Source organism: Kitasatospora sp. NPDC001527, assembly GCF_040298605.1.
In the GTDB taxonomy this organism is placed as follows: Bacteria; Actinomycetota; Actinomycetes; order Streptomycetales; family Streptomycetaceae; genus Kitasatospora.
In genome coordinates this window covers 1-22281 of sequence record NZ_JBEPAM010000014.1, presented here as the reverse complement: position 1 = coordinate 22281, position 22281 = coordinate 1, and the positions used below count along the sequence as shown (strand labels likewise).

The following is a 22281-nucleotide window of genomic DNA, read 5'->3' as shown; positions in this document are numbered from 1 at the left end:
GCGGGGCGGACCCGGCCGAGCGGACCGGCCGGGCAGGGCTCAGCCGAGCAGGCCGGTGATCTCCTGGGTGGCGAACCAGAGCAGGTCGTGGTCCTCGGCGCCGTCCACGGTGAACTGGGCGTCCTGGTCGCCGGCGTCCGCCGCCGCCACCGCCTCGACGGCCGCGGTCACGTCGGCCACCACGTCCGCGTCGGCGACGTCCGCGTGCACCGCGGCCGCCTTGGCGAGCTTGACCGGGCCGGCCAGCACCACCCGGCCGAGCGAGGCCTGGTCCTGGTACTCGTCGCCGGGGAAGGGCTTCACCGCCGAGTCGGCGATGTCGAGCGCCACGACGACCCGGCGGCGCGGGGCGTCGGGTTCGGCGGCCAGCAGGCGCAGCGAGGACTGGGCGGCCCGGTTCAGCGCCGCGTACTCCAGCTCCTCCAGGTCGTCGCTGACGTACCACTCGCGCAGCGCGGGCGTCACGGCGTACGCCGCGGACTGCTCCAGCGCGCCGCCCGAGTGCGCCGCCGCCAGGGCGGTCAGGGTGGTGGGCACGTACACGCGCATCGGTGGCACTCTCCGGTTCGTCCAGCGGCACAGCTTCCAGCGCCCCCAAGAATAAGCGCCGGACGGCGGGCCGTGATCACCCGCGCGCCGCCGGGCCGCGCGCCCCGCCTCCCCGGACCGTCAGCGCGCGGTCCGCAGGGACCGTCGGCAGTTGTCCAGCGCGCTCTCCAGGACGGGCCCGCGGCGGGCCGGGTCCATCATGTTCGGGCCCATCACCGCCAGGTCGGCGGGGGTGGGCGCGAGCAGGTGGACGCGCACGCCGCCGGCCCGCAGCACCCGGGCCTCGCGCAACAGCTGGCGGGTCACCGTCCGGCGGTAGCGGGCGACCAGCTGGGCGAGCACCCCGCTCGGACGGTCCCGCTCGCGCGGGGCGTGCAGCCACTCCCTCACGCGCCGGGCGCGCGTGGCGGCCGACGCGCCGCCGTCGGGCTCCGGGCGCCCCGGCGGGTCGGGCCGCAGCGCCATCGGGGCGAGCACGTACACCTCGTCGAGACCCCGGTCCAGCAGCAGGTCGGCGTTGGTGGCCGACCAGCAGCCGCCGTCGACGTACTCGGTGCCGCCGACCGGGACGGGTGCGAACCAGCCGGGGATCGCACAGGAGGCCATCACCGCCTCGTCGACCCGGGCCGGGGGTGCGCCGGGGTCGCCGAAGACCACCCGGCGGCCGCTGCGGTAGTCCACCGCGACGACCCGCAGCGCCGGGCCCCCCGCCCAGCCCCCGGGGCCGTCCGGGCCGTCCGGGGCGCCCGGGCTGTCGGTGCCGCCCGTACCTCCAGGGCCGTCGGGGCCGTCGGGGCCGTCGGGGCCGTCGGGGCCGTCGAAGAGGGCGCCGACCAGCGCGCCGACCGACGTCAGCGAGCCCCGGCCGTGCGGCGCCATCGCCGAGACCATGGTGAGCCAGGGGTAGGTGCGCGGGTGCCGGACGGCGTCCCGCAGCAGCCCCGGCGAGCCGATTCCCGCCCGGGGCCGCGGCGGCAGCGCGCCGCCGACCGCCGTGTCGTAGTCGAAGTCGATCCCGGCCAGCGGCCCGGACCCGATCGGCAGGCCCCGCTGGTGGTCGCGCAACTGCCCGGTGTCCGCCCCGCCCGCGAGCAGCGCGCCGAGGATCGCGCCCGCCGAGGTGCCCAGCAGCACCTCCGCCTCACCGGCCGGCCGGCCGGTCGCCTCCTCGACGGCGCACAGCGCGCCGACCGTCCAGGCGGCGCCGAGCATGCCCCCGCCGCCCAGCACCAGGCCGCGCCGGGGAGCGCCCCCGGGCACCGGCGGCGCCGGACGTGTTCCGGATACCCATGTCGTCATACCGGCCGCCTGTCGTCGTCGGGGCGGTGGGTGGTGGTGCGCTGCCGGGCGGACGCCGCGCGGGACGTACGGCCCGGCCTTCGATCCTGCGCGCGCGGCGCCGCGGGCGCAACGCCCGTCCTGGCGAACGGACCGTCCCCTTTCGGGCCGTCCCGGCCGACCCGGCACGTCAACCCACGGCCCGCGCGGGCGCCCGGAGCCCTGCCCCCGCACGGGCCCACTCACCCGGATAGGTGAATTCGGGAGCCGTCCGCCGGACCGTCGGAAAACCGTTGCCGCCCCGCGCGGGCGGCCGCTAGCAAGGACCCGTCCGTACCCGCGGCACCGACGGTACGGCCCCGCCCGGCCCCGCGCCGACCGCCCCCGAGGAAGGCCCATGACCACGTGCCCGAACCGCTCCACACCGCCGGCCGCCCCGCCCGCCGTGCTCTCCGCGCGCCCCGTCCGGCCCCGCGGCACCGCGCGGGACCACCACCCGGCGCCCCCGCGCCGGCCCCGCAACCCCCGGGCGGTCTGCACCGGTGCTCAGGTCCGGGCCCCGCTCGACGGCCTGAGCGCCCGGTTCGCCCTCCGGCTGGTGGAGGTGCTCACCGGCGTCCGGCCGTCCGGCCAGCTGATGCGCCACACCACGCTGGACTGCTACGGCCAGCTCTCCGCCCTGGTCCGGGCCGGCACCCTGCGCCGGCCGCACGGCGGCGTGCGGCCGCGGCTCGGCCCGGTGCACGACCGCTCCCCCTCGCCGGGCGCCGTCGAGGCCTGCGTCCGGGTCGACCTCGGCCCCCGGCACCACGTGGTGGCGTTCCGGCTGGAGCCGCGCGGTCCCTCGGGCCAGTGGCAGTGCACCGCCGTGGAGGCCCGGTGAGCGCCGTCCGCGCGCCCGGGCGGACCGCCCCGGAAACGGCGCGGGGCGCCGCCCCCGTACGGGAGCGGCGCCCTGCCCGGCGGCGGGCCGGTCCGCGGCGCGGACCGGCCGCCGGCCTCGTCTCAGCCCTTGCGGCGGCGGCCCTTGGCCGACTTGGCGGCCTTGCGGCGCTCGGCGCGGGTCAGGCCGTCGCCCTCGTCCTCCACCGCGAGGTCCTCGAAGTCGCCCTCGACCACACCGCCGCCGACCTCGTCCGAGGGGGCCGTGTAGTGCAGCCGCTGCGGCTTGGGGGCCTCCAGGCCCTTGGCCTTGATCTCCGGGCGGGCGGCGTCCTTCTCAAGCTTGTCGAGCATGACCGCGGCGTCCTCGACCGGGACCTCCTCGACCTGCTGCTCGACCTGGACCTCCAGGTTGAACAGGTAGCCGACGGACTCCTCCTTGATGCCCTCCATCATCGCGGTGAACATGTCGAAGCCCTCGCGCTGGTACTCGACCAGCGGGTCGCGCTGCGCCATGGCCCGCAGGCCGATGCCCTCCTGGAGGTAGTCCATCTCGTAGAGGTGCTCGCGCCAGCGGCGGTCCAGCACCGACAGGACGACGCGGCGCTCCAGCTCGCGCATGATCTCGGTGCCGAGCTGGTCCTCGCGGGCGCCGTACTGCGCCTGGACGTCCTCCTGGATGACCTTGGTGAGGAACTCCGGGGTGAGGCCCGCGGTGCCGCCGGCCTCCTCCTCCAGCTCCTCCAGGTCCAGGGTGACGGGGTAGAGCTGCTTGAGCGCGGTCCAGAGCTTCTCGAGGTCCCAGTCGTCCTCGAAGCCCTCGCCGGTGGCGGCCCGGACGTACGCCTCGACGGTGTCGTCCATGAAGTGGCCGACCTGCTCCTGGAGGTCCTCGCCCTCCAGCACCCGGCGGCGCTCGCCGTAGATGACCTCGCGCTGGCGGTTCAGCACCTCGTCGTACTTGAGGACGTTCTTGCGGATCTCGAAGTTCTGCTGCTCGACCTGGGTCTGCGCGGAGGCGATCGCCCGGGTGACCATCTTCGACTCGATCGGCACGTCCTCGGGCACGTTGGCCATCGAGAGCACGCGCTCGACCATGCCAGCCTTGAACAGGCGCATCAGGTCGTCGCCCAGCGACAGGTAGAAGCGGGACTCGCCCGGGTCGCCCTGACGGCCGGAACGGCCGCGCAGCTGGTTGTCGATCCGGCGGGACTCGTGCCGCTCGGTGCCGAGGACGTAGAGGCCGCCGGCCTCCTTGACCTCGTCCTGCTCCGTCTTGACCGCGGCCTTGGCCTTCTCCAGCGCGGCCGGGAACGCGGCCTCGTACTCCTCCGGGGTGTCCACCGCGGAGAGCCCGCGCTGGGCCAGCTCGGCGGCCGCGAGGTGGTCGGCGTTGCCGCCGAGCATGATGTCGGTACCGCGGCCGGCCATGTTGGTGGCGACGGTGACGGCGCCCTTGCGGCCGGCCTGGGCGACGATCTGCGCCTCGCGCTCGTGGTGCTTGGCGTTCAGCACCTCGTGCGGGATGCCGCGCTTGCGCAGCTCCTGCGACAGGTACTCGGACTTCTCGACCGACACGGTGCCGACCAGCACCGGCTGGCCCTTCTCGTGCTTCTCGGCGATGTCCTCGACCACGGCGGCGAACTTGGCCGGCTCCGACTTGTAGATCAGGTCGGGCTGGTCGATGCGCAGCGGGGTCTTGTTGGTCGGGATCGGCACCACGCCGAGCTTGTAGATCTGGTGGAACTCGGCCGCCTCGGTGGTGCCGGTACCGGTCATTCCGGCCAGCTTGTCGTACAGGCGGAAGAAGTTCTGCAGGGTGATGGTGGCCAGCGTCTGGTTCTCGTTCTGGACCTCCACCCCCTCCTTGGCCTCGATGGCCTGGTGCATGCCCTCGTTGTAGCGGCGGCCGGCCAGGATGCGGCCGGTGTGCTCGTCGACGATCATGACCTCGCCGTTCATCACGACGTAGTCCTTGTCCGCCTTGTACAGCTCCTTCGCCTTGATGGCGTTGTTCAGGAAGCCGACCAGCGGGGTGTTCACCGACTCGTAGAGGTTGTCGATGCCGAGGTAGTCCTCGACCCGGGTGACGCCCTCCTCGAGGATGCCGACGGTGCGCTTCTTCTCGTCGACCTCGTAGTCGCGGTCGATCTTCAGGCGCAGCACCAGCTTGGCGAAGTCGGCGTACCACTTGGTCGCCTGGTCCGCCGGGCCGGAGATGATCAGCGGGGTGCGGGCCTCGTCGATGAGGATCGAGTCGACCTCGTCGACCACCGCGAAGTTGTGGCCGCGCTGGACGAGTTCGTCCTTCGACCAGGCCATGTTGTCGCGCAGGTAGTCGAAGCCGAACTCGTTGTTGGTGCCGTACGTGATGTCCATCCCGTACTGGCGCCTGCGCTCGGCGGGCGTCATGTTGGCGAGGATCACGCCGACCTCGAGGCCGAGGAAGCGGTGCACCCGGCCCATCCACTCCGAGTCGCGCTCGGCGAGGTAGTCGTTGACCGTGATGAGGTGCACGCCCTTGCCGGTGAGCGCGTTGAGGTACGCGGGCAGCGTGCCGACCAGGGTCTTGCCCTCACCGGTGCGCATCTCGGCGACGTAGCCGAGGTGCAGCGCGGCCCCACCCATCAGCTGGACGTCGTAGTGCCGCTGGCCCAGCACGCGCTTGGCGGCCTCGCGGACGGTGGCGAACGCCTCGGGGAGGATGTCGTCCAGGGTCTCGCCGTCGACGAGCCGCTGCTTGTACTCGTCGGTCAGTGCGCGCAGCTCGGCGTCGGTGAGGTTGACGAAGTCCTCTTCGATGGAGTTGACCTGGGCAGCAATCCGCTGCAGCTTGCGAAGGATCTTGCCTTCGCCGGCGCGCAGGATCTTGTCGAAGACGGACACGTGAGCGGGCTCCTTGCCTGTATTGGCACTGGACGACTGCACGGTGGATCCACCCCACCGCACGGGCCATCGTATGCGAGGAGTCCAATGCCCCGGGAGGTGCGTCAGCACGCTATTCCCGTGTCACCCGCGCGAGCACATCCGGTGAAAGTCCATCGCACCGGGGCAAACCGGGCGGGCGTCCGGCCAGTTGGCCACGCCGGTCCGTTAATCGGATACCTGGATTTCTCTTTGCACGGAATAATCCGCGCATGGAAGAAGAGTCTCAGAAGCGGAACGAACCGCGCACGACGGAGCCCGTCGTCCTCACCACCGAGCGCCTGGTCCTGCGCGCGCCCGCCGAGGGCGACGTCGACGCGGTCTTCGCCGCCTGCCAGGACGAGGAGATCCAGCGCTGGACGGTCGTCCCGTCCCCCTACCGCCGCCAGGACGCCGAGTACTTCGTCCACGACTTCGCCACCGAGGGCTGGCGGACCGGCGAGAACCTGGTGTGGTGCGTGTTCGAGCGGGAGTCCGGCGCGCTGGTCGGCAGCCAGGGGCTGATGGCCTGCGCCGGCCGGCCGGGCGCCGCCGAGGTCGGCTGGTGGGCGACCAAGGAGTTCCGCGGCCGCGGGTACACCGCCGAGGCCGCCGCCGCGGTGGCCCGCTACGGCCTGCGCGAGCTGGGCCTGCGCCGGCTGGAGTGGCTCGCCTACGTGGGCAACGAGGGCTCCCGCGCGGTGGCCGAGAAGGTCGGCTTCCGCATGGAGGGCCTGCTGCGCTCCTACGCCGAGCAGCGCGGGCAGTTCCGCGACTCCTGGATCGCCTCGCTGCTCGCCGAGGACCTCCCGGGCTGACCGGACGGACGCCGGCCGGCCCGGGCCGGTTGTCGGTGCCCCCGTCTAGGCTCGCCGGCATGACCGCCTCGACCCCGCGCCCGACCGCCGGCCCCTCCCCCGCGACCCCCGCCCCGGCGACCGTCCTCGGCGCCGACGACGCCCGCCGGATCGCCCTGCGCGCCCAGGGACTGCTCGGTGCCCCGGACCGCCGCGGCGGCGTGCGCGGGGTGCTGCGCCGGCTCGGCGCCGTCCAGCTCGACACCATCTCGGTGCTGGCCCGCTCCCACGAACTGGTCCCGTACGCCCGGCTCGGCGCGGTCGGCCGCCCGGCCGTCGAGGCGGCGTACTGGCGCGGCGGCGCGAGCTTCGAGTACTGGTCGCACGCGGCCTGCGTGCTGCCCGTCGAGGAGTGGCCGCTGTTCGCCTTCCGGCGCCGCGGCTACCGCGCCAAGGCCCACGTCTGGGGCAAGCAGGTCGACGCGGCGACGTACCGCACCGTGCTCGACAAGCTGCGCGCCGAGGGGCCGCTCACCTCCACCGAACTGGGCGGCGCCAAGCGCACCGCCGAGTGGTGGGACTGGTCCGACACCAAGATCGCGGTGGAGCGGGCGCTGGCCTTCGGCGACGTGGTCTGCACCGAGCGCCGGAGCTGGAAGCGCGTCTACGCGCTGGCCGAACAGGCGATCCCCGCCGAGCTGTTCGCGGCCGAGCCGGACGACGAGCACTGCCTGCGCACCCTGGTCGCGCAGTCCGGCGCGGCCCTGGGCGTGGCCACCCGGGCCGACCTGCTCGACTACCACCGGCTGCGCGCCGACCAGTTGGACGCGGTGCTGCCCGACTCCGGCCTGGTCCCGGTCCAGGTGGCCGGCTGGGGCCCGGACGGCTCCCCGGGCGCGGCCTGGGCCGATCCGGCGGCGCTCGCCGCGGCGCCGCGCGGGCGCCACCGGACCACGCTGCTCTCGCCGTTCGACTCGCTGATCTGGGACCGCCCGCGCACCGAGCGGATCTTCGGCATGCTCCACCGGCTGGAGGCCTACACGCCCAGGCACAAGCGGGTGCACGGCTACTTCGCGATGCCGCTGCTGGCCGGCGGCCGGCTGGTCGGCCGGGTCGATCCGGCCCGCGAGGGACGCACGCTGGTGGCCCGTCAGGTCTCGCTGGACTCCCCCCGGCACCTGGAGGCGCTGGCCGGGGCGCTGCGCGAGGCGGCCTCCTGGGTGGGCTGCGAGGGCGTGCGGGTCGAGGCGCTGCACGACGAGGCGCTCCGCCCGGCACTGGAGAAACTGCTCGGCTGAGCGGGGGCGCGGCGGCCCCCGCGCGCTCACCCTATTTCGAGGATCTTCTCCCGCATCGCGTACACCACGGCCTCCATCCGGGAGTGCAGCTGGAGCTTCTCCAGGATGTTGCGCACGTGGTTCTTCACGGTGTTCTCGCTGATGAACAACTCCTTGGCGATCTCCCGGTTGTTCATCCCGGTGGCCACCAGCTTCAGCACCTCCAGCTCCCGGTCGGTCAGCCGCGGCGCGGGCACCAGGTCCCGTTCGTCGGACCGGCGCTGGATCATCGACTTGAACTCGGTGAGCAGCTTGGACGCCATCGACGGGCTGATCTGGGACTGCCCGTCGGCGACCGCGCGGATCGCGGTGGCCACCTCGTCGGTGGAGATCTCCTTGAGCAGGTACCCGGTGGCGCCCGCCTTGATCGCCTCGTAGAGGTCGGCCTCCTCGTCGCTTATCGTCAGCATGATGATCTTGGTGCTGGGCGCGACGTCCTTGATCGCCGTACAGGCCTCGATCCCGCTGCGGCGCGGCATCCTGACGTCCATGAGGATGATGTCCGGCAGCAGGTCGGCGGCCTTGAGCACCGCCTCGGCGCCGTCCCCGGCCTCGCCGACGACCGTGATGTCCTCCTCCTCGGCCAGCACGATCTCCAGGCCGCGGCGGAACAGCGCGTGGTCGTCCACCACCAGGACACGGATCGGCTCCCCCCGGTGCGGGGCGTACTCGGGCTCCGCCCCCGGGCCGGGCGACACCCCCGCGACCGGCCCCGTTGCGGGCCCCAGCCCGAAGTGATCCCCCATCCGCTCCTCCCCCGTCGCCGGTCGTCGTCCGCCAATCATTCCACGGCCGGAGGCCCCTGCGGTCACCCTCCGGCGCCGATTGCCCCGCATCGGGTGACCTGCGCGGCGGCCCGGCGACGCGGCCGGGCCGCCCCGAACGCCGGTGACCCCGGCGGCACCGGCCACCGGGGTCACCCTCCCATGCTGCTCGGACGGTCAGTCCTCGTCGTCACCCGCGCCGATCGCACCACCGGCGCCACCGCCCTCGACGGTCGAACCGTCGGCCTTCAGGTGGATCACGCCGTAGTGGTAACCGTGCCGGCGGTAGACGACGCTCGGCAGGCCGCTGTCCTTCTCCACGAAGAGGTAGAAGTCGTGGCCGACCAGCTCCATCTCGTAGAGCGCCTGGTCGAGCGCCATCGGGGCGGCCGGGTGCGTCTTCTCCCGGACCACCAGCGGGCCTTCGCCCTCCACTTCCAGGGTTCCCATCATGGTCTTGCGGACGGCCCCGTTGGTGCTGCTCTCCGACGGCTGCGTCTCGGGCAGCGCGGCCAGGGCCGCGGTCGCCTCGGCGACGCTGATCGGGGTGCGGCCGTTGCCGCCCTTGTGGACCCGACGCCGGTCCGCGGACTTGCGCAGCTGGGCGTCGAGCTTCGCCGAGGCCAGGTCGAGCGCCGCGTAGGGGTCGGCGGCGGCGGCCTCGGCCCGGATCACCGGGCCACGGGTACGGAGAGTGATCTCCACGCGGTCGGACCGGTCGGCCTGCCGCGGGTTGTGTTCCTTGGACACCTCGACATCGAGGCTGATCGCCTTGGTGTCGAACTTCTGGACCTTCTCCAGCTTCTCGGCCACGTGATCCCGGAACCTCTTGGGCACCTCGGTCTTGCGGCCCTTGACAACGATGTCCACGCAGAACTCCGATCCCTCGTTCTGTCGCCGGTCCGGGTGCTACCGGACCGGACTGAGACCAGCCGGACCAGCCAATCCTTCCGCCGGCCCTCCGTCCCACCGGCAACGGCGGGAACGACTGGCCCTCACCTCACTTCCTCCCCATCAGGGACGGTTGAAACCCCCTGGGGCTCATCGAACACCTCACACGGAGTTTTCGCCTCCCCAGTGGAGAGTTCGGGCAAGGCGGACAGATCGGCTTGGCGGTCAAGCCGTTGCCCCCTGTCTACCCTCCTGCGAGTGAAACACAGGTAAATACCTGGACAACACCCCCCGTACGGCGCATTCTTTGCTCACTCTCCGTTCCCGAGCCGGAAGGAGCAGCCATGCCACCGACGCCCGCACCGTCGCAACCGCAGCCCGCCCAGGGGCCGTTCGCACACGCCCTGGCCGGTCTGCTCGACGTGCTGGTGCCGGCCACCTGCGCGGGCTGCGGCGCCGACCGGGGCAGCTCTGTCCGGCCTGCCGGCACACCCTCGCCACCGCACGTCCAGGGCCGTGCGCCGCCCTGCCCTGGACGCACGCCGCCGCGCCCTACGAGGGCCCGGTCCGCCGGCTGCTGCTCGCCCACAAGGAACGCGGCGCGCTCCGGCTGGCCGGCCCGCTCGGCGAGGCGCTCGCCCGCGCGGTGCGCTCCGCGCTCGGCCCGCGCACCGGGCAGTTCCCGCTGCTGCTCGTCCCGGTGCCCTCGGCCCGCGCGGCCGTCCGCGCCCGGGGCCACGACCCGACCCTGCGGCTGGCCGGCGCCGCCGCCCGCGCCCTGCGCCGCGAGGGGCTGGACGCCCGCGCCGCGCCCCTGCTGCGCCACCTCCGCCCGGTCGCCGACCAGGCCGGGCTCCCGGCCGCCGAGCGCCGGCGCAACCTGCACGGCGCGCTCACCGTCCGGCCGCTCGGCCCCCGCCCGCCCGGTGGGCGCCGGCCGGTCCTGGTGGACGACCTGGTGACCACCGGCGCGAGCCTCGCCGAGGCGGCCCGGGCGCTGTCGGCCGCCGGCCTGCCGCCCCACGCGGCCGCCACCGTCGCGGCGGCCGGCGCGGACCGGCGGCACGCCGACGGTCCCGGTGATCAGCCCGGGTAGATGAACGCGGAGGTCTGGTACGGCAGCACCAGTTCCCGCCACTGGTTGTTGACCAGCCGGTACGGCTTGCCCTCCGCCCCCTGCAGCGCCAGCACCGGCGGCACCAGCGGCGCACTGCCGCCCCCGCCGTTCACCCGGGACTCCGACGCGGCGACGGCGCCCATCTCGCCGCCGCTCTGCAGCCGCGCGTCCGGGTTCTGCGACCCGTCCGTGCTGACGTAGTGCAGCTGCTGCAGCTTGTCCTTCTCCTTGCCCAGCACCAGCAGCTGGTCCGCCTCGGCCCAGGAGACCGAGACCACCTCCTGGAACACCGGGTTGGCCGGCTGCAGGCCGACGATCCTCGCGGTCGGCGCGTCCTTGGTGCCCTCGTGGACCATCAGGCCCAGCCAGAGCTGCTGGTCCTTGCTGTCCTTGCCCTCCTTGAGCAGCAGGGCCACCCGGGCCCCGTCCGAGGAGACCTTGATGCCCTGCACCGACCGGTTGCCCAGGCCGACCACCGGCACCTCGACGACCTTCTTGTCGCGCACCAGCAGCACCTTCGGCCCCTGCGGGTCGCGGTCCACCACGTAGAGGTCGCCGCGCCCGTCCCAGGTCGGCGAGGTCAGCCCGTCCTCCGCCTTCGCCCCCGGACGGTTCGGGGTGGTCAGCACCGGCTGCGGCATCGCCGCCAGGTTCTCCAGGAACGGCACGGTGTAGAGCTGGTGGCCGTCCCCGCTGATCGCCGCGGCGTGCTCGCCGTCCCGGGCCACCGCGATCTCGCCCAGCCGCCGGCCGGACTGCTGCGGGCGCCCCAGCGGCCCGTGCACCGGCTCACCGATGTCGTCGCCCCCGCGCGTCTCGTACAGCACGCCGTTGTCCGCGCGCTGGTAGAACTGCCGGGTGGCCATCTGCCCCGCCAGCGAGCCGGGGCCGGTCGCGGGCTCGTCGCCGCGGCTCGCCTGACAGCTCGGGCCGCCGTGCTGCCCCTTGAGCTCCAGCTTGTCCACCTGCCCGGTCCCCTGGTCGGCGAGCGTGTAGAGCAGCTGGGTGGCCATCCGCCGGCACGCGGTGGCGCTGCCCAGGTCGACCCCGCTGACGACGACGTGCCCGGTGTGGCCGTCGTCCAGGCTCACCGACTCCAGCTTGCTCCCGGCCGGGAAGGCCGACCGGGCCACCGGGGAGAGCCAGGTGGACGGCCCGGAGATCAGCGCGTTGACGGCCGAGACCAGCGGGTCTATTCGGCGCCGCAGGTAGATCGGGTCGGCGATCAGCACGTCCTGGCTGGTCGCCGCCGCGGCGGTCGGCGCGGACGGGTCCGGCGCCGCGTAGTAGAACCGGTCGACCTGGCGGTAGCTGTTGCGGAAGTTGACCTCGTTGAGGATCAGCCCGTTGGGCAGCTTGTCGATCCGCCACTCGCCGCCCTTCTCCCGCTTGAAGGAGAAGGGGAGATCCAACGGACGCGGGTCCACGATCCGGTACGAGTGCCGCTCGTCCACCTCGGCCACCAGCTGCCCGTTGAGCGCGATGGAGATGTCGGTTTCGGTGTCGGTCACGCTCACGTTCGGCTGGGTCGGCTTGCCGCCCAGCACCTTGACGCCGGTCTCGGCGTTCCAGCTCGCCGCCGCGGCCGGCGTCAGGTACTTGCGGGCCGTGCCGTAGTTGTCGTCCGCGGTCAGCGCGTCCAGGAAGCCGGCCAGCAGCTCCTGCGGGTCGGACCCCTTGGCGGGCTCCACCGGAAAGACCCTCACCTGGAGGTTCTTGTCCGCCGAGCTCTTGGACAGCTCGATCTTGGTGACACCACCGGAATCCGGCATCGCCGCGCAGCCGCCGGCCAGCAGGGAGCCCAGCAGGGCCCCGACCACCCCGGCCAGCCGCGGCTCAGTCCTGCCGCTGGTCCTTCGCACCCTGCGACCCCTCCGTGTCCGTTCCACCCGTGCCCGCCCCGGCGGTCCCGTCCGGTCCCGCGGTCCGCTGCGCCACCGACGGCCGGCCCGGCGCCGTGTCCACCATGACCTGCGCGCCCGTCGCACCGTACCCGGCACCGGCCGGCAGGACGTCCGACGGGTCGGCCCGCGGGGCGTCCGGCAGCCGCCGGCCGAGACCCGGGCCGATGCTCAGCACACCGCCGAGCCCACTGCCGAACCCGCCCCCGGAGGCCTCCGGGGTCTCCGGGACGGCCGGGTCCTCCGCCGCGGCCAGCGCGGTCGAGCCGGCCGGGCGGATCGCCCGCCGGTACGGCGTGCCGTACGTGCCCAGGCCCCGGTTGTTGCGCGAGTCCTCCGGCTCCAGCCGGAACGGCGCCCGGTTGATCTCACCGCCGCGGGTGCGCGGCAGGGTGAGCCGGAAGTGCGAACCGCCGCCCGGCTCGCCCCAGGCCTGGAGCCAGCCGCCGTGCAGGTGCGCGTCCTCGACCGCGATGGACAGGCCGAGGCCGGTGCCGCCGGTGGTCCGCACCCGGGACGGGTCGGCCCGCCAGAACCGGTGGAACACCCGGGACGCCTCGCCCGGCTTGAGGCCGATGCCGTAGTCGCGCACGCCGACCGCGACCGCGCCGTCCTGCGAGCCCAGCCGGACCACGACGTCCCGGCCCTCGCCGTGCTCCAGCGCGTTGACCACCAGGTTGCGCAGGATGCGCTCGATCCGCCGGGAGTCGACCTCGGCCACCACCGGCTCGCCGTCGCCGCGGATCACCACCGCGCTGCCCTTGGCCTGGGCCAGCGGATCGGCGGCCTCGACCACCCGGCCGACGATCTCGCGCAGGTCCACCGGCTCGGCGTCCAGGACGGCCGCGCCCGCGTCGAACCGGCTGATCTCCAGCAGGTCGGCGAGCAGCGACTCGAAGCGGTCCAGCTGGCCCTGGAGCAGTTCGGCGGACCGGGCCGCCATCGGGTCCAGGTCCTCGCGGCTGTCGTAGATGAGGTCGGCGGCCATCCGGACGGTGGTCAGCGGGGTGCGCAGCTCGTGCGAGACGTCCGACACGAAGCGCCGCTGCACCCGGGACAGCTCCTCCAGCTGGCGGATCTGCGCCTGCAGCGCGTTGGCCATGCGGTTGAACGATTCGCCGAGCCGGGCGATGTCGTCCGTGCCGGTGACCTTCATCCGCTCTTCCAGGTGACCGGCGGCCAGCCGCTCGGAGATCCCGGCGGCCATCCGGACCGGGGTCACCACCTGGCGCACCACCAGCCAGGCGATGCCGCCCATCATGATCACCACGAACACGCCGGCGGTCGCCAGGGTGCCGGTGATCAGGTTGAGGGTCTTGGTCTCCTGGCCGAAGGAGAAGACGTAGTACAGCTGGTAGCTGGTGCCGTCCGGGCCGACGAACTGCTGTCCGAAGACCAGGCCGGGCTCGGTCGTCCCGCCGCTCTCCGGGGAGCGCTGGATCCGGGTGGGCTGGCTGAAGGTCTGGCCGGCCTCCTGGGCCACCCGCGTCTTCAGCGCGGCCGGAATGCTGTCCGGCGAGATGTCGCTCGAGTAGCGCGGGCCGAAGCTGGTCCGGTCCGGCTGCACGGTCTGGCCGCTGGCCGGCAGCATCGCGATCACCGAGTAGACGTTCTGCCCGCTGGCGGCGAGTTCGCCGACCTGCCGGAGCAGCCACGTTCCGGGCTCCTCGGTGGCCGGGTCGGCGGCCGCGCCGACCCGCAGCCGCAGGTCCTTCGCCTCGTCGATCTTCTTGAGCTCGGTCTGGAAGCCCGCGATCGCCTGGTCGCGCGCCGCGGCCCGCTTGGTGTCCAGCAGCCCGGTGCGCACCTGGGCGATCACGACGACGCCCAGCACCAGCACCACCAGGACCGACAGCAGCAGGGTCGCCGCCACCACCCGCAGCTGGATCGACCGCCGGTACAGCGCGGCCACCCGGTGCACGGGGCGGCGCAGCTGACGGCGCACCGGCGCGAGCAGGGCCGCCGGCCCGCGCCGGCGGCGGCTGCGCACGGTCGAACTCAGCACGTCCCCGCGCACGGCGCCGCCGCCCCCGTCGCTCGCGGCACCCGCCGGGGTCTCGTCGGACTGCTCGCTCACGTCAGCTGGGCCCGGCCTTGTAGCCGACGCCGCGCACGGTCACCACGATCTCGGGGCGCTCCGGATCCTTCTCGATCTTGGAACGCAGTCGCTGCACGTGGACGTTGACCAGCCGGGTGTCCGCCGCGTGCCGGTAGCCCCAGACCTGCTCCAGCAGCACCTCGCGGGTGAACACCTGCCAGGGCTTGCGGGCCAGCGCGACCAGCAGGTCGAACTCCAGCGGGGTCAGCGGGATGCCCCGTCCGTCCCGCTTGACCGAGTGGCCGGCCACGTCGATCACCAGATCGCCGATGGTCAGCTGCTCCGGAGTCGGCTCCTCGGCGCGGCGCAGCCGGGCACGCACCCGGGCCACCAGCTCCTTGGGCTTGAACGGCTTGGTCACGTAGTCGTCGGCACCCGACTCCAGACCCACCACGACGTCCACCGTGTCGGTCTTGGCGGTCAGCATGACGATCGGAATCCCGGACTCCGCCCGGATCTGCCGGCAGACGTCGATGCCGTCGCGGCCGGGCAGCATGAGGTCAAGCAGGACCAGGTCGGGCTTGGTCTCCCGGAAGGCGGCTAGCGCCCTGTCCCCATCCGCGACGAAAAACGGCTCAAAACCCTCACCCCGCAGCACAATGCCGAGCATCTCGGCCAGTGCGGAGTCGTCATCAACGACGAGGACGCGTCCCTTCATGGGTCCATCTTCTCATTACCGGATTGTGACCTGCCGCACAGCAGTCCCATTGCTCCAGAACGGCCAACTGGCACCCTGGCGAATTCCGGCCATACCGGGCGAAAGGTCCGGCCCCACCCACCCCCGGGGCCCGCCTGAGGGGCCACCGGCCGTCCACGGAGAGGCCGTTGCCGTTCAGCAACCGGATCCCCCTGGGGCGCGTCCGGGCACCATGGCACGATGGGCGCTGCGCCCGGGTGAAGATCCACCCGGTGCCGCGAACCCTGACGCCCTCCGAGGAGCAGTGATGACCGACACCCCGGGCTGGGCCTCGCCCGGCTCGTCCGAGCCGCCCCGCGACGGTGCCCGGCCCCCGGCCGACGCGCCCGCCCCCGTGCCCGGCCAGTCGGCACCGCACCACGACGCCCCGCCCGCCTGGGGCACCGCCCCGGGCGCCCCGCAGCCCCCGTACGGGCAGCAGCCGCCGTACGGGCAGCAGCCGCCGCCGTACGGGCCGCCCGGCGGGCAGTACGGCTGGGGCGCGCCGCCCAGCCCCAAGCCCGGCGTCATCCCGCTGCGCCCGCTCGGCCTCGGTGAGATCCTCGACGGCGCCGTCTCCACCGTCCGCAAGCACTGGCGGACCGCCCTCGGCCTCTCCTTCGGCGTCGCCGTGGTCCAGCAGGGCGTCGCGCTCGGCGCCCAGCTCGCCGTCCAGGGCGACACCGGCGAACTCACCCCGGTGCTGAGCTCCCTGGTCAGCCTGCCGCTCGCCTGGCTGCTCGGCGTGATCGCCTCAGCCCTGCTGACCATGGTGGTCAGCCGCGCCATCCTCGGGCAGGCCGTCACGCTCCGGGACGCCTGGCGCGACGCCCGGCCGCGGATGCTCCAGCTCATCGGCCTCACCCTGCTCAACGGACTGATCCTCGGCGGTATCGCCCTGCTGGCCTTCACCCCGCTGATCGGCTACGCGCTGGCCGGGGCGGAGGAGCCGGCGATCACCGCCCTGCTCATCATCGTGGGCATGCTCAGCCTCCCCGTCGTCTGCTGGATCGGGATCCAGCTCAGCCTGGCCGCGCCCGCGCTCATGCTGGAGAAGCAGGGCGTCATCGCCGCCCTCTCCCGCTCCCGCCGCCTGGTCCGCCGCTCCTGGTGGCGGATCTTCGGCATCACCCTCCTGAGCATGCTCATCTCCTGGATCGTCTCCAGCGTGATCGCCACCCCGTTCACGGTCGCAGGCGTGGTGCTCGGCTGGAGCGACCTCTCCAGCCAGATCGACGCCGGCGACAGCACCAGCATGCCCACCGCGATGCTGGTCGCCGTCGCCATCGGCGGCATCATCTCCTCCACCATCACGCTCCCCTTCACCGCCACCATCGGCGTGCTGCTCTACGTCGACCAGCGGATCCGCCGCGAGGCCCTCGACATCGAGCTCGCCCGCGCCGCCGGCCTGCCCGAGCACGGCGGCACCGGCTGGGGCGACCAGCCCGGCCCCGCCCCGGCAAGGCTCTGAGCCCGATGCCGACCTGGGGGGAGATCGTCGTGCTCGCGAGCGGGGCCCCGGTCACGACCCCGCGTGACGCGGCCCGCGAGGCGGCCCGGGACGAACTGGTCAAGGCCGACTACCACCGGCACGACCCGAGCATCCAGGAACGGATCATCGACTGGATCATGGAGCGGATCAACGACGCGCTCAATGCGCTCGCCGGCGGCGGCACCAGCGGTGCCACCGGCCTGGTCCTCTTCCTGGTGGTCGCCCTGGTGATCGGCGCCGCCCTCTGGTGGCGCCTCGGCGCGCCCAAGCGGGCCGCCCGCACCGACCTCGGCGTCTTCGGCGGCACCGGCCCGCGCAGCGCCGCCGAGCACCGCGCCGACGCCGAGCGGCACGCCGCCGCCGGCCTGTGGGCCGAGGCGGTCCGCGAGCAGATGCGCGCCCTGGTCCGCGACCTGGAGGAACGCGCCCTGCTCGACCCCCGCCCCGGCCGCACCGCCGACGAGGCCGCCGCCGAGGCCGGCCGCGCGCTGCCCGAGCACGCCGCCGCGCTCACCGCGGCCGCCCGCACCTTCGACGACATCGCGTACGGCGAGCGCACCGCCGACCAGGCCGCCTACCAGCTGCTGCGCGACCTCGACCGGACCCTCGGCCGCGCCCGCCCGGTCCTCGCCCCGGCCGCCGGAGGAGCCGCATGACCAGCGCCACCCCCGCCCCGCCGACGGCACTGCGGCAGACGGCACCGGCCCCCGCGCCCGTCCCGGCCGGCACCAGCATCGCCCCCACCGGCCGCGGCCTGTGGCGGCGCGCCCGCTGGTACCTGCTCACCCTCGTCCTCGCCCTGCTCGCCGCCGTCGTGCTGGCCGCCGCCAATGGCGAACGCCAGTACCCGCCGCTGGACCCGCGCTCCTACGACCCCGACGGCAGCCACGCCGTGGTCGCCCTGCTGGAACGCGAGGGCCTCAAGGTCGACCCCGCCATCGACCCCACCGGCCGCCCCACCGGCGCCGACACCCTGGTGCTGCCCGAGCCCGACCTGCTCTCCCCCGAGCAGCTCACCGCCATCGCCGCCGCCCGGCACGCCCGGCTGGTCCTGATCGCCCCCGGCCCCGCCGCCCTCAGCGCCCTCGCCCCCGGCGTCCGCCTGTCCGACGAGAACGGCGGCGTGCCCTACGCCCGCGTCCGCGGCACCGACCCCGGCTGCTCCCTGCCCGAGGCCGTCCGGGCCGGCAGCGCCCACCTCGGCGGCCTGCTCTACACCGCCGGCAGCCGCGGCGAGGGCTGCTACCAGCGCGGGCACGGCTACCCCCTGGTCAGCGTGCCGACCGGCCGCGGCACCGACGTCGTGGTCCTCGGCAGCGGCGAGTTCCTCACCAACGAGCTGCTCAAGAAGGACGGCAACGCCGCCCTCGGGCTCGGCCTGCTCGGCGCCCGGCCGCACGTCTCCTGGCACCTGCCCGACTACACCGCCCCGGTCGCCGAGGGCGGGCAGAAGAGCTTCCAGGACTACATCCCCGAGGGCTGGAGCTGGGCCGGCTACCAGCTGGCCATCGCCGTCGTGCTCGCCGCGCTCTGGCGCGCCCGCCGCCTCGGCCCGGTCGTCAGCGAGAACCTGCCCGTGGTGGTCCGCGCCTCCGAGACCACCGAGGGCCGGGCCCGCCTCTACCACCGCGCCAGGGCCCGCGGCCGCGCCGCCGACGCCCTGCGCCGTGCCACCGCGCACCGCGTCGCCCCGGCCCTGGGCGTCCCGCCCGAGGCCGGCGCGCCCGATCCCACCGCGCTCTGCGCGGCCGTCGCCGACCGCCTTCCCGAGCGGTCCGCCGGGGACGTACGGGCCCTCCTGTACGGCCCGCCCCCGACCGACGACGCCGCGCTGCTGCGGCTCGCCGACGACCTCGACGCCCTCGAAAGGCAGGTACGGAAGCCGTGACCGAGAAGGCCACCACCCAGCTCCGCATCACCCCCGGCACGGCACCCGCCACCACCGGCACCACCGTCCCCGCCGCCACCGCGCCCGGCGACCCGCGGCTCCGGGACCCGCGCGAGGCGCTGACCGCCCTGCGCGCCGAGATCGGCAAGGCCGTCGTCGGCCAGGACGCCGCCGTCACCGGCCTCGTCGTCGCCCTGCTCTGCGGCGGCCACGTGCTGCTCGAAGGCGTCCCCGGCGTGGCCAAGACCCTGCTGATCCGCACCCTCTCCACCGCGCTCAGCCTGGAGACCAAGCGCATCCAGTTCACCCCCGACCTGATGCCCGGCGACGTCACCGGCTCGCTGGTCTACGACGCCCGCACCGCCGAGTTCTCCTTCCAGCCCGGCCCGGTCTTCACCAACCTGCTGCTGGCCGACGAGATCAACCGCACCCCGCCGAAGACCCAGGCCGCCCTGCTGGAGGCCATGGAGGAGCGGCAGGTCACCGTCGACGGCGAACCGCGCGCCCTGCCGGTGCCGTTCCTGGTCGCCGCCACCCAGAACCCCGTCGAGTACGAGGGCACCTACCCGCTGCCCGAGGCCCAGCTCGACCGCTTCCTGCTGAAGCTGATCCTCCCGCTGCCCGACCGCGACCAGGAGTTCCAGGTCCTCGCCCGGCACGCCGCCGGCTTCGACCCGCGCGACCTCGCCTCCGCCGGCGTCCGCCCGGTCGCCGGAGCCGAGCACATCGCGGCCGCCCGGGAGCAGATCGCCAAGCTGACCGTCTCCCCCGAGGTCCTCGCCTACATCGTCGACCTCTGCCGGGCCACCCGGCAGTCGCCCTCGCTCTCCATCGGCGTCTCCCCGCGCGGTGCCACCGCCCTGCTCGGCGCCTCCCGCGCCTGGGCCTGGCTGGCCGGGCGCGACTACGTCACCCCCGACGACGTCAAGGCACTGGCCCTGCCCACCCTGCGGCACCGGGTCGCCCTACGCGCCGAGGCCGAGATGGAGGGCGTCACCGCCGACTCCGTCATCCAGGCGGTGCTCGCCCAGACGCCCGCCCCGCGCTGAGCCCGCCCCGCCCGCCCGCCCCTGTCGCCGGCTCACCCCCGGCCCCGACGAAGGAACGCACCGCATGGCCCTCACCGGGCGAACCGCCCTGCTCGCCGCGCTCGGCGCCCTCGTCACGGGCCTGCTGCTGCCCTCCTGGGCCGGGATCGGCGCCGTCACCGGTGCGGTCCTGCTCGGCGTCGCCCTCGACCTGGTGCTCGCCGCCCCCGTCCGCAGCCTGCGGATCACCCGGGGCGGCGACACCGTGGTGCGGCTCGGCGAACCCGCCGCCGTCGAACTGACCCTCACCAACCCGGCCGGGCGCCCGCTGCGCGCCCGGATCCGCGACGCCTGGGCCCCGTCCGCCTGGCGGCCCGGCACCGAGACCGCCGCCTCCCGGCACACCGTGCGCGTGCCCGGCCACGAACGGCGCCGGGTCACCACCGTCCTCACCCCCACCCGGCGCGGGGACCACCACGCCCACAAGGTGACGGTCCGTTCGCTCGGCCCGCTCGGCCTGGCCGGCCGTCAGGGCTCGCACCTCGTCCCGTGGACCGTGCGCGCCCTGCCCCCGTTCGCCAGCCGCAAGCACCTGCCCTCCCGGCTCGCCCGGCTGCGCGAACTCGACGGCCGCACCTCGGTCCTGACCCGCGGCCAGGGCACCGAGTTCGACTCGCTGCGCGAGTACCTGCCCGGCGACGACGTCCGCTCGATCGACTGGCGGGCCAGCGCCCGCCGGCACACCGTCGCCGTCCGCACCTGGCGCCCCGAGCGCGACCGGCACATCCTCGTCGTCCTCGACACCGGCCGCACCTCGGCCGGCCGGGTCGGCGACGCGCCCCGCCTGGACGCCTCCCTGGACGCCGCGCTCCTGCTCACCGCCCTGGCCACCAAGGCCGGCGACCGGGTCGACCTGCTCGCCCACGACCTGCGCAAGCGGGTCTCGGTGGCCGGCCGCTCCCCGAACGAGATCCTGCCGGCCTTTACCAACGCGATGGCCGTCCTGGAGCCCGCCCTCCACGAGACCGACATGCGCTCGCTGGTCTCCACCGCGCTCAAGATGGCGCCGCACCGCTCGCTGATCGTGCTGCTCACCGGGCTCGACGCGGCCCCGGTCGAGGACGACCTGCTCCCTCTGCTCCCCCTGCTGACCAAGCGCCACGAGGTCGTCCTCGCCTCCGTCTCCGACCCCCACCTCGACGAACTCGCCGCCGGCCGCGGCACCGTCGAGGCCGTCTACGGGGCCGCGGCCGCCGAACAGACCCGCGCCGACCGCCGCCACACTGCCGACCGTCTCACCCGCGCCGGCCTCACCGTCCTCGACGCCCCGCCGGCCTCGCTCGCCCCCGCCCTGGCCGACACCTACCTCGCCCTCAAGGCCGCCGGTCGCCTCTGACCGCCGGAAAAGAAGTGGAGCGACGACGGCCGGGTTGGTAGCGTGCACTCGACCGTGACGCCGCCCGAGGAGGTGAGACCCATGAACGCTGTAACGACGTGGGTGCTCCCCCTCTCCGTCACGGCCGGCGACTGACGCAGCTGTCGCCGGGAGCGCCTCGACACCAAGGCACTCCCGGAAGGCAACACCTCATGCATGCTCTGCAGTTCACCGCCGAGTCGTCGTCAAACGGCCTGGTCGAGCGCGAGTTCACCCTCGGACAGATCCCCGGCACCCTGTGGACGCCCGGATCCGCACCGGCCCCGCTGATCCTGATGGCCCACAACAACGGCCTGCCCCGGCGGGAGACCCGACTGGTGGCCCGCGCCCGGTACTACGCGGCGTACGGCTACGCGGTGGCCACCATCGACGCCCCCGGGTGCGGCGATCGGCCGGCTTCCGCCGCCGACGCGCAGGCCCGCGCCGACCTCCAGCGGGCGATGCGGGCCGGCGAACCGGTCGACGAGATCTTCGAGTCCTTCGTCGGACCGCTGGTCGACCGGGCGGTCCCGGAATGGCAGGCCACCCTGGACGCCCTCCTGACGCTGCCCGGGATCGACGGCCCGGTCGGGTACTCGGGCTGGACCGCCGTCGGTATCGGGCTGGCCGCGGTCGAGCCGCGCATCGCGGCCCTCGGTCTCTTCGCCGGGGGCTACGTGCCCCGTGCACGACGCGCGCAGGCCCGGCAGGTCACCGCTCCGCTGCTGTTCCTGCTGCAGTGGGACGACGAGGGCAATCCCCGACAGCGGGCCCTGGACCTGTTCGACGCCTTCGGCAGCAAGGAGAAGACGCTGCACGCCAACATGGGCGGGCACGTCGGCACCCCGTGGTTCGAGGTGGAGGACGGGGGCCGGTTCTACGACCGGCACCTCGGCAGGCCGACCGTCTCGCCGGCCTGAGGGTAGAACGCAGAGAACCCCCGCCGGAATACCGGCGGGGGTTCTCTCACAATTTGTTCGGCGGCGTCCTACTCTCCCACAGGGTCCCCCCTGCAGTACCATCGGCGCTATGAGGCTTAGCTTCCGGGTTCGGAATGTAACCGGGCGTTTCCCTCACGCTATGACCACCGAAACACTATGAAACTGTCGACCGGAACCCGCCACGAAAACGGGGGTCGTTGTTTCAGAACAACACAGTGGACGCGAGCAACTGAGGACAAGCCCTCGGCCTATTAGTACCGGTCAACTCCACCCCTCACAGGGCTTCCATATCCGGCCTATCAACCCAGTCGTCTACTGGGAGCC

At 74.0% G+C, this 22281-nt stretch carries 18 protein-coding genes and 2 rRNA genes; 10 read left to right on the top strand and 10 right to left on the bottom strand.

Annotation, left to right across the window (positions count from 1 at the left end; genetic code table 11):
- Nucleotides 1-39: 39 nt before the first annotated feature.
- Both ABT238_RS16420 and ABT238_RS16415 read right to left on the bottom strand, forming a co-directional pair.
- Complete coding sequence (locus ABT238_RS16420) at nt 40-549, bottom strand: DUF6912 family protein (protein ID WP_350564082.1); 510 nt, start codon at nt 547-549, stop codon at nt 40-42.
- 120 nt (nt 550-669) lie between these two features.
- Nucleotides 670-1848, bottom strand: a complete 1179-nt coding sequence (locus ABT238_RS16415; protein ID WP_350760484.1) for a patatin-like phospholipase family protein — start codon at nt 1846-1848, stop codon at nt 670-672.
- A 376-nt stretch (nt 1849-2224) separates the two neighbouring features.
- On the opposite strand from ABT238_RS16415, the gene ABT238_RS16410 reads away from it, so the two are divergent.
- A complete protein-coding gene (locus ABT238_RS16410) occupies nt 2225-2710 on the top strand; it encodes an Rv3235 family protein (protein WP_350564079.1) in 486 nt (161 codons plus the stop codon).
- Between the two features lie 122 nt (nt 2711-2832).
- On the opposite strand, the gene secA is transcribed toward ABT238_RS16410, so the two are convergent.
- Nucleotides 2833-5595 (bottom strand): preprotein translocase subunit SecA, encoded by a 2763-nt coding sequence (gene secA, locus ABT238_RS16405; protein ID WP_350564077.1) that lies wholly within the window; start codon nt 5593-5595, stop codon nt 2833-2835.
- A 251-nt stretch (nt 5596-5846) separates the two neighbouring features.
- On the opposite strand from secA, the gene ABT238_RS16400 reads away from it, so the two are divergent.
- Nucleotides 5847-6431 carry a GNAT family N-acetyltransferase gene (locus ABT238_RS16400; RefSeq protein WP_350564075.1) on the top strand — a complete coding sequence of 195 codons (585 nt, stop codon included), beginning with the start codon at nt 5847-5849 and terminating at the stop codon, nt 6429-6431.
- Nucleotides 6432-6490: 59 nt separating this feature from the next.
- Nucleotides 6491-7708 (top strand): winged helix-turn-helix domain-containing protein, encoded by a 1218-nt coding sequence (locus tag ABT238_RS16395; protein ID WP_350760445.1) that lies wholly within the window; start codon nt 6491-6493, stop codon nt 7706-7708.
- Between the two features lie 26 nt (nt 7709-7734).
- On the opposite strand, the gene ABT238_RS16390 is transcribed toward ABT238_RS16395, so the two are convergent.
- The gene (locus tag ABT238_RS16390) at nt 7735-8493 is read right to left on the bottom strand and encodes a response regulator (RefSeq protein ID WP_350564071.1); all 759 of its coding nucleotides are present in this window, start codon (nt 8491-8493) and stop codon (nt 7735-7737) included.
- A 195-nt stretch (nt 8494-8688) separates the two neighbouring features.
- A complete protein-coding gene (hpf, locus tag ABT238_RS16385) occupies nt 8689-9381 on the bottom strand; it encodes a ribosome hibernation-promoting factor, HPF/YfiA family (protein WP_350564069.1) in 693 nt (230 codons plus the stop codon).
- A gap of 328 nt (nt 9382-9709) precedes the next feature.
- On the opposite strand from hpf, the gene ABT238_RS16380 reads away from it, so the two are divergent.
- Nucleotides 9710-10498, top strand: a complete 789-nt coding sequence (locus ABT238_RS16380) for a ComF family protein (protein ID WP_350760407.1) — start codon at nt 9710-9712, stop codon at nt 10496-10498.
- Here ABT238_RS16380 and ABT238_RS16375 read toward each other — a convergent pair.
- The 3 genes from ABT238_RS16375 to mtrA are packed head-to-tail and all read right to left on the bottom strand — an operon-like array spanning nt 10486 to nt 15176.
- Nucleotides 10486-12381: an LpqB family beta-propeller domain-containing protein gene (locus tag ABT238_RS16375; RefSeq protein WP_350564066.1), complete on the bottom strand. Its 1896-nt coding sequence runs from the start codon at nt 12379-12381 to the stop codon at nt 10486-10488. The genes ABT238_RS16380 and ABT238_RS16375 overlap by 13 nt on opposite strands.
- Complete coding sequence (gene mtrB / locus ABT238_RS16370) at nt 12356-14497, bottom strand: MtrAB system histidine kinase MtrB (protein ID WP_502884224.1); 2142 nt, start codon at nt 14495-14497, stop codon at nt 12356-12358. The genes ABT238_RS16375 and mtrB overlap by 26 nt, the downstream gene beginning before the upstream one ends.
- Nucleotide 14498: 1 nt before the next feature.
- Nucleotides 14499-15176 (bottom strand): MtrAB system response regulator MtrA, encoded by a 678-nt coding sequence (mtrA, locus tag ABT238_RS16365; RefSeq protein WP_030247322.1) that lies wholly within the window; start codon nt 15174-15176, stop codon nt 14499-14501.
- 286 nt (nt 15177-15462) lie between these two features.
- On the opposite strand from mtrA, the gene ABT238_RS16360 reads away from it, so the two are divergent.
- From ABT238_RS16360 to ABT238_RS16335, 6 genes are all read left to right on the top strand, one after another.
- Nucleotides 15463-16665: a DUF7847 domain-containing protein gene (locus ABT238_RS16360; RefSeq protein ID WP_350564064.1), complete on the top strand. Its 1203-nt coding sequence runs from the start codon at nt 15463-15465 to the stop codon at nt 16663-16665.
- A 5-nt stretch (nt 16666-16670) separates the two neighbouring features.
- Nucleotides 16671-17342: a DUF4129 domain-containing protein gene (locus tag ABT238_RS16355; protein ID WP_350760336.1), complete on the top strand. Its 672-nt coding sequence runs from the start codon at nt 16671-16673 to the stop codon at nt 17340-17342.
- Nucleotides 17339-18574, top strand: a complete 1236-nt coding sequence (locus ABT238_RS16350) for a DUF4350 domain-containing protein (protein WP_350760325.1) — start codon at nt 17339-17341, stop codon at nt 18572-18574. The genes ABT238_RS16355 and ABT238_RS16350 overlap by 4 nt, the downstream gene beginning before the upstream one ends.
- Before the next feature lie 119 nt (nt 18575-18693).
- On the top strand, nt 18694-19623 hold the full coding sequence (locus ABT238_RS16345) for an AAA family ATPase (RefSeq protein WP_350564247.1): 930 nt from the start codon (nt 18694-18696) through the stop codon (nt 19621-19623).
- 64 nt (nt 19624-19687) lie between these two features.
- Nucleotides 19688-20998 (top strand): DUF58 domain-containing protein, encoded by a 1311-nt coding sequence (locus ABT238_RS16340; RefSeq protein ID WP_350760311.1) that lies wholly within the window; start codon nt 19688-19690, stop codon nt 20996-20998.
- A gap of 191 nt (nt 20999-21189) precedes the next feature.
- Nucleotides 21190-21936 carry a dienelactone hydrolase family protein gene (locus ABT238_RS16335; protein WP_350760298.1) on the top strand — a complete coding sequence of 249 codons (747 nt, stop codon included), beginning with the start codon at nt 21190-21192 and terminating at the stop codon, nt 21934-21936.
- 55 nt (nt 21937-21991) lie between these two features.
- Here ABT238_RS16335 and rrf read toward each other — a convergent pair.
- Both rrf and ABT238_RS16325 read right to left on the bottom strand, forming a co-directional pair.
- Nucleotides 21992-22108, bottom strand: a 5S ribosomal RNA gene (rrf, locus tag ABT238_RS16330).
- 80 nt (nt 22109-22188) lie between these two features.
- Nucleotides 22189-22281 (bottom strand): 23S ribosomal RNA (locus tag ABT238_RS16325); the annotation flags it as partial.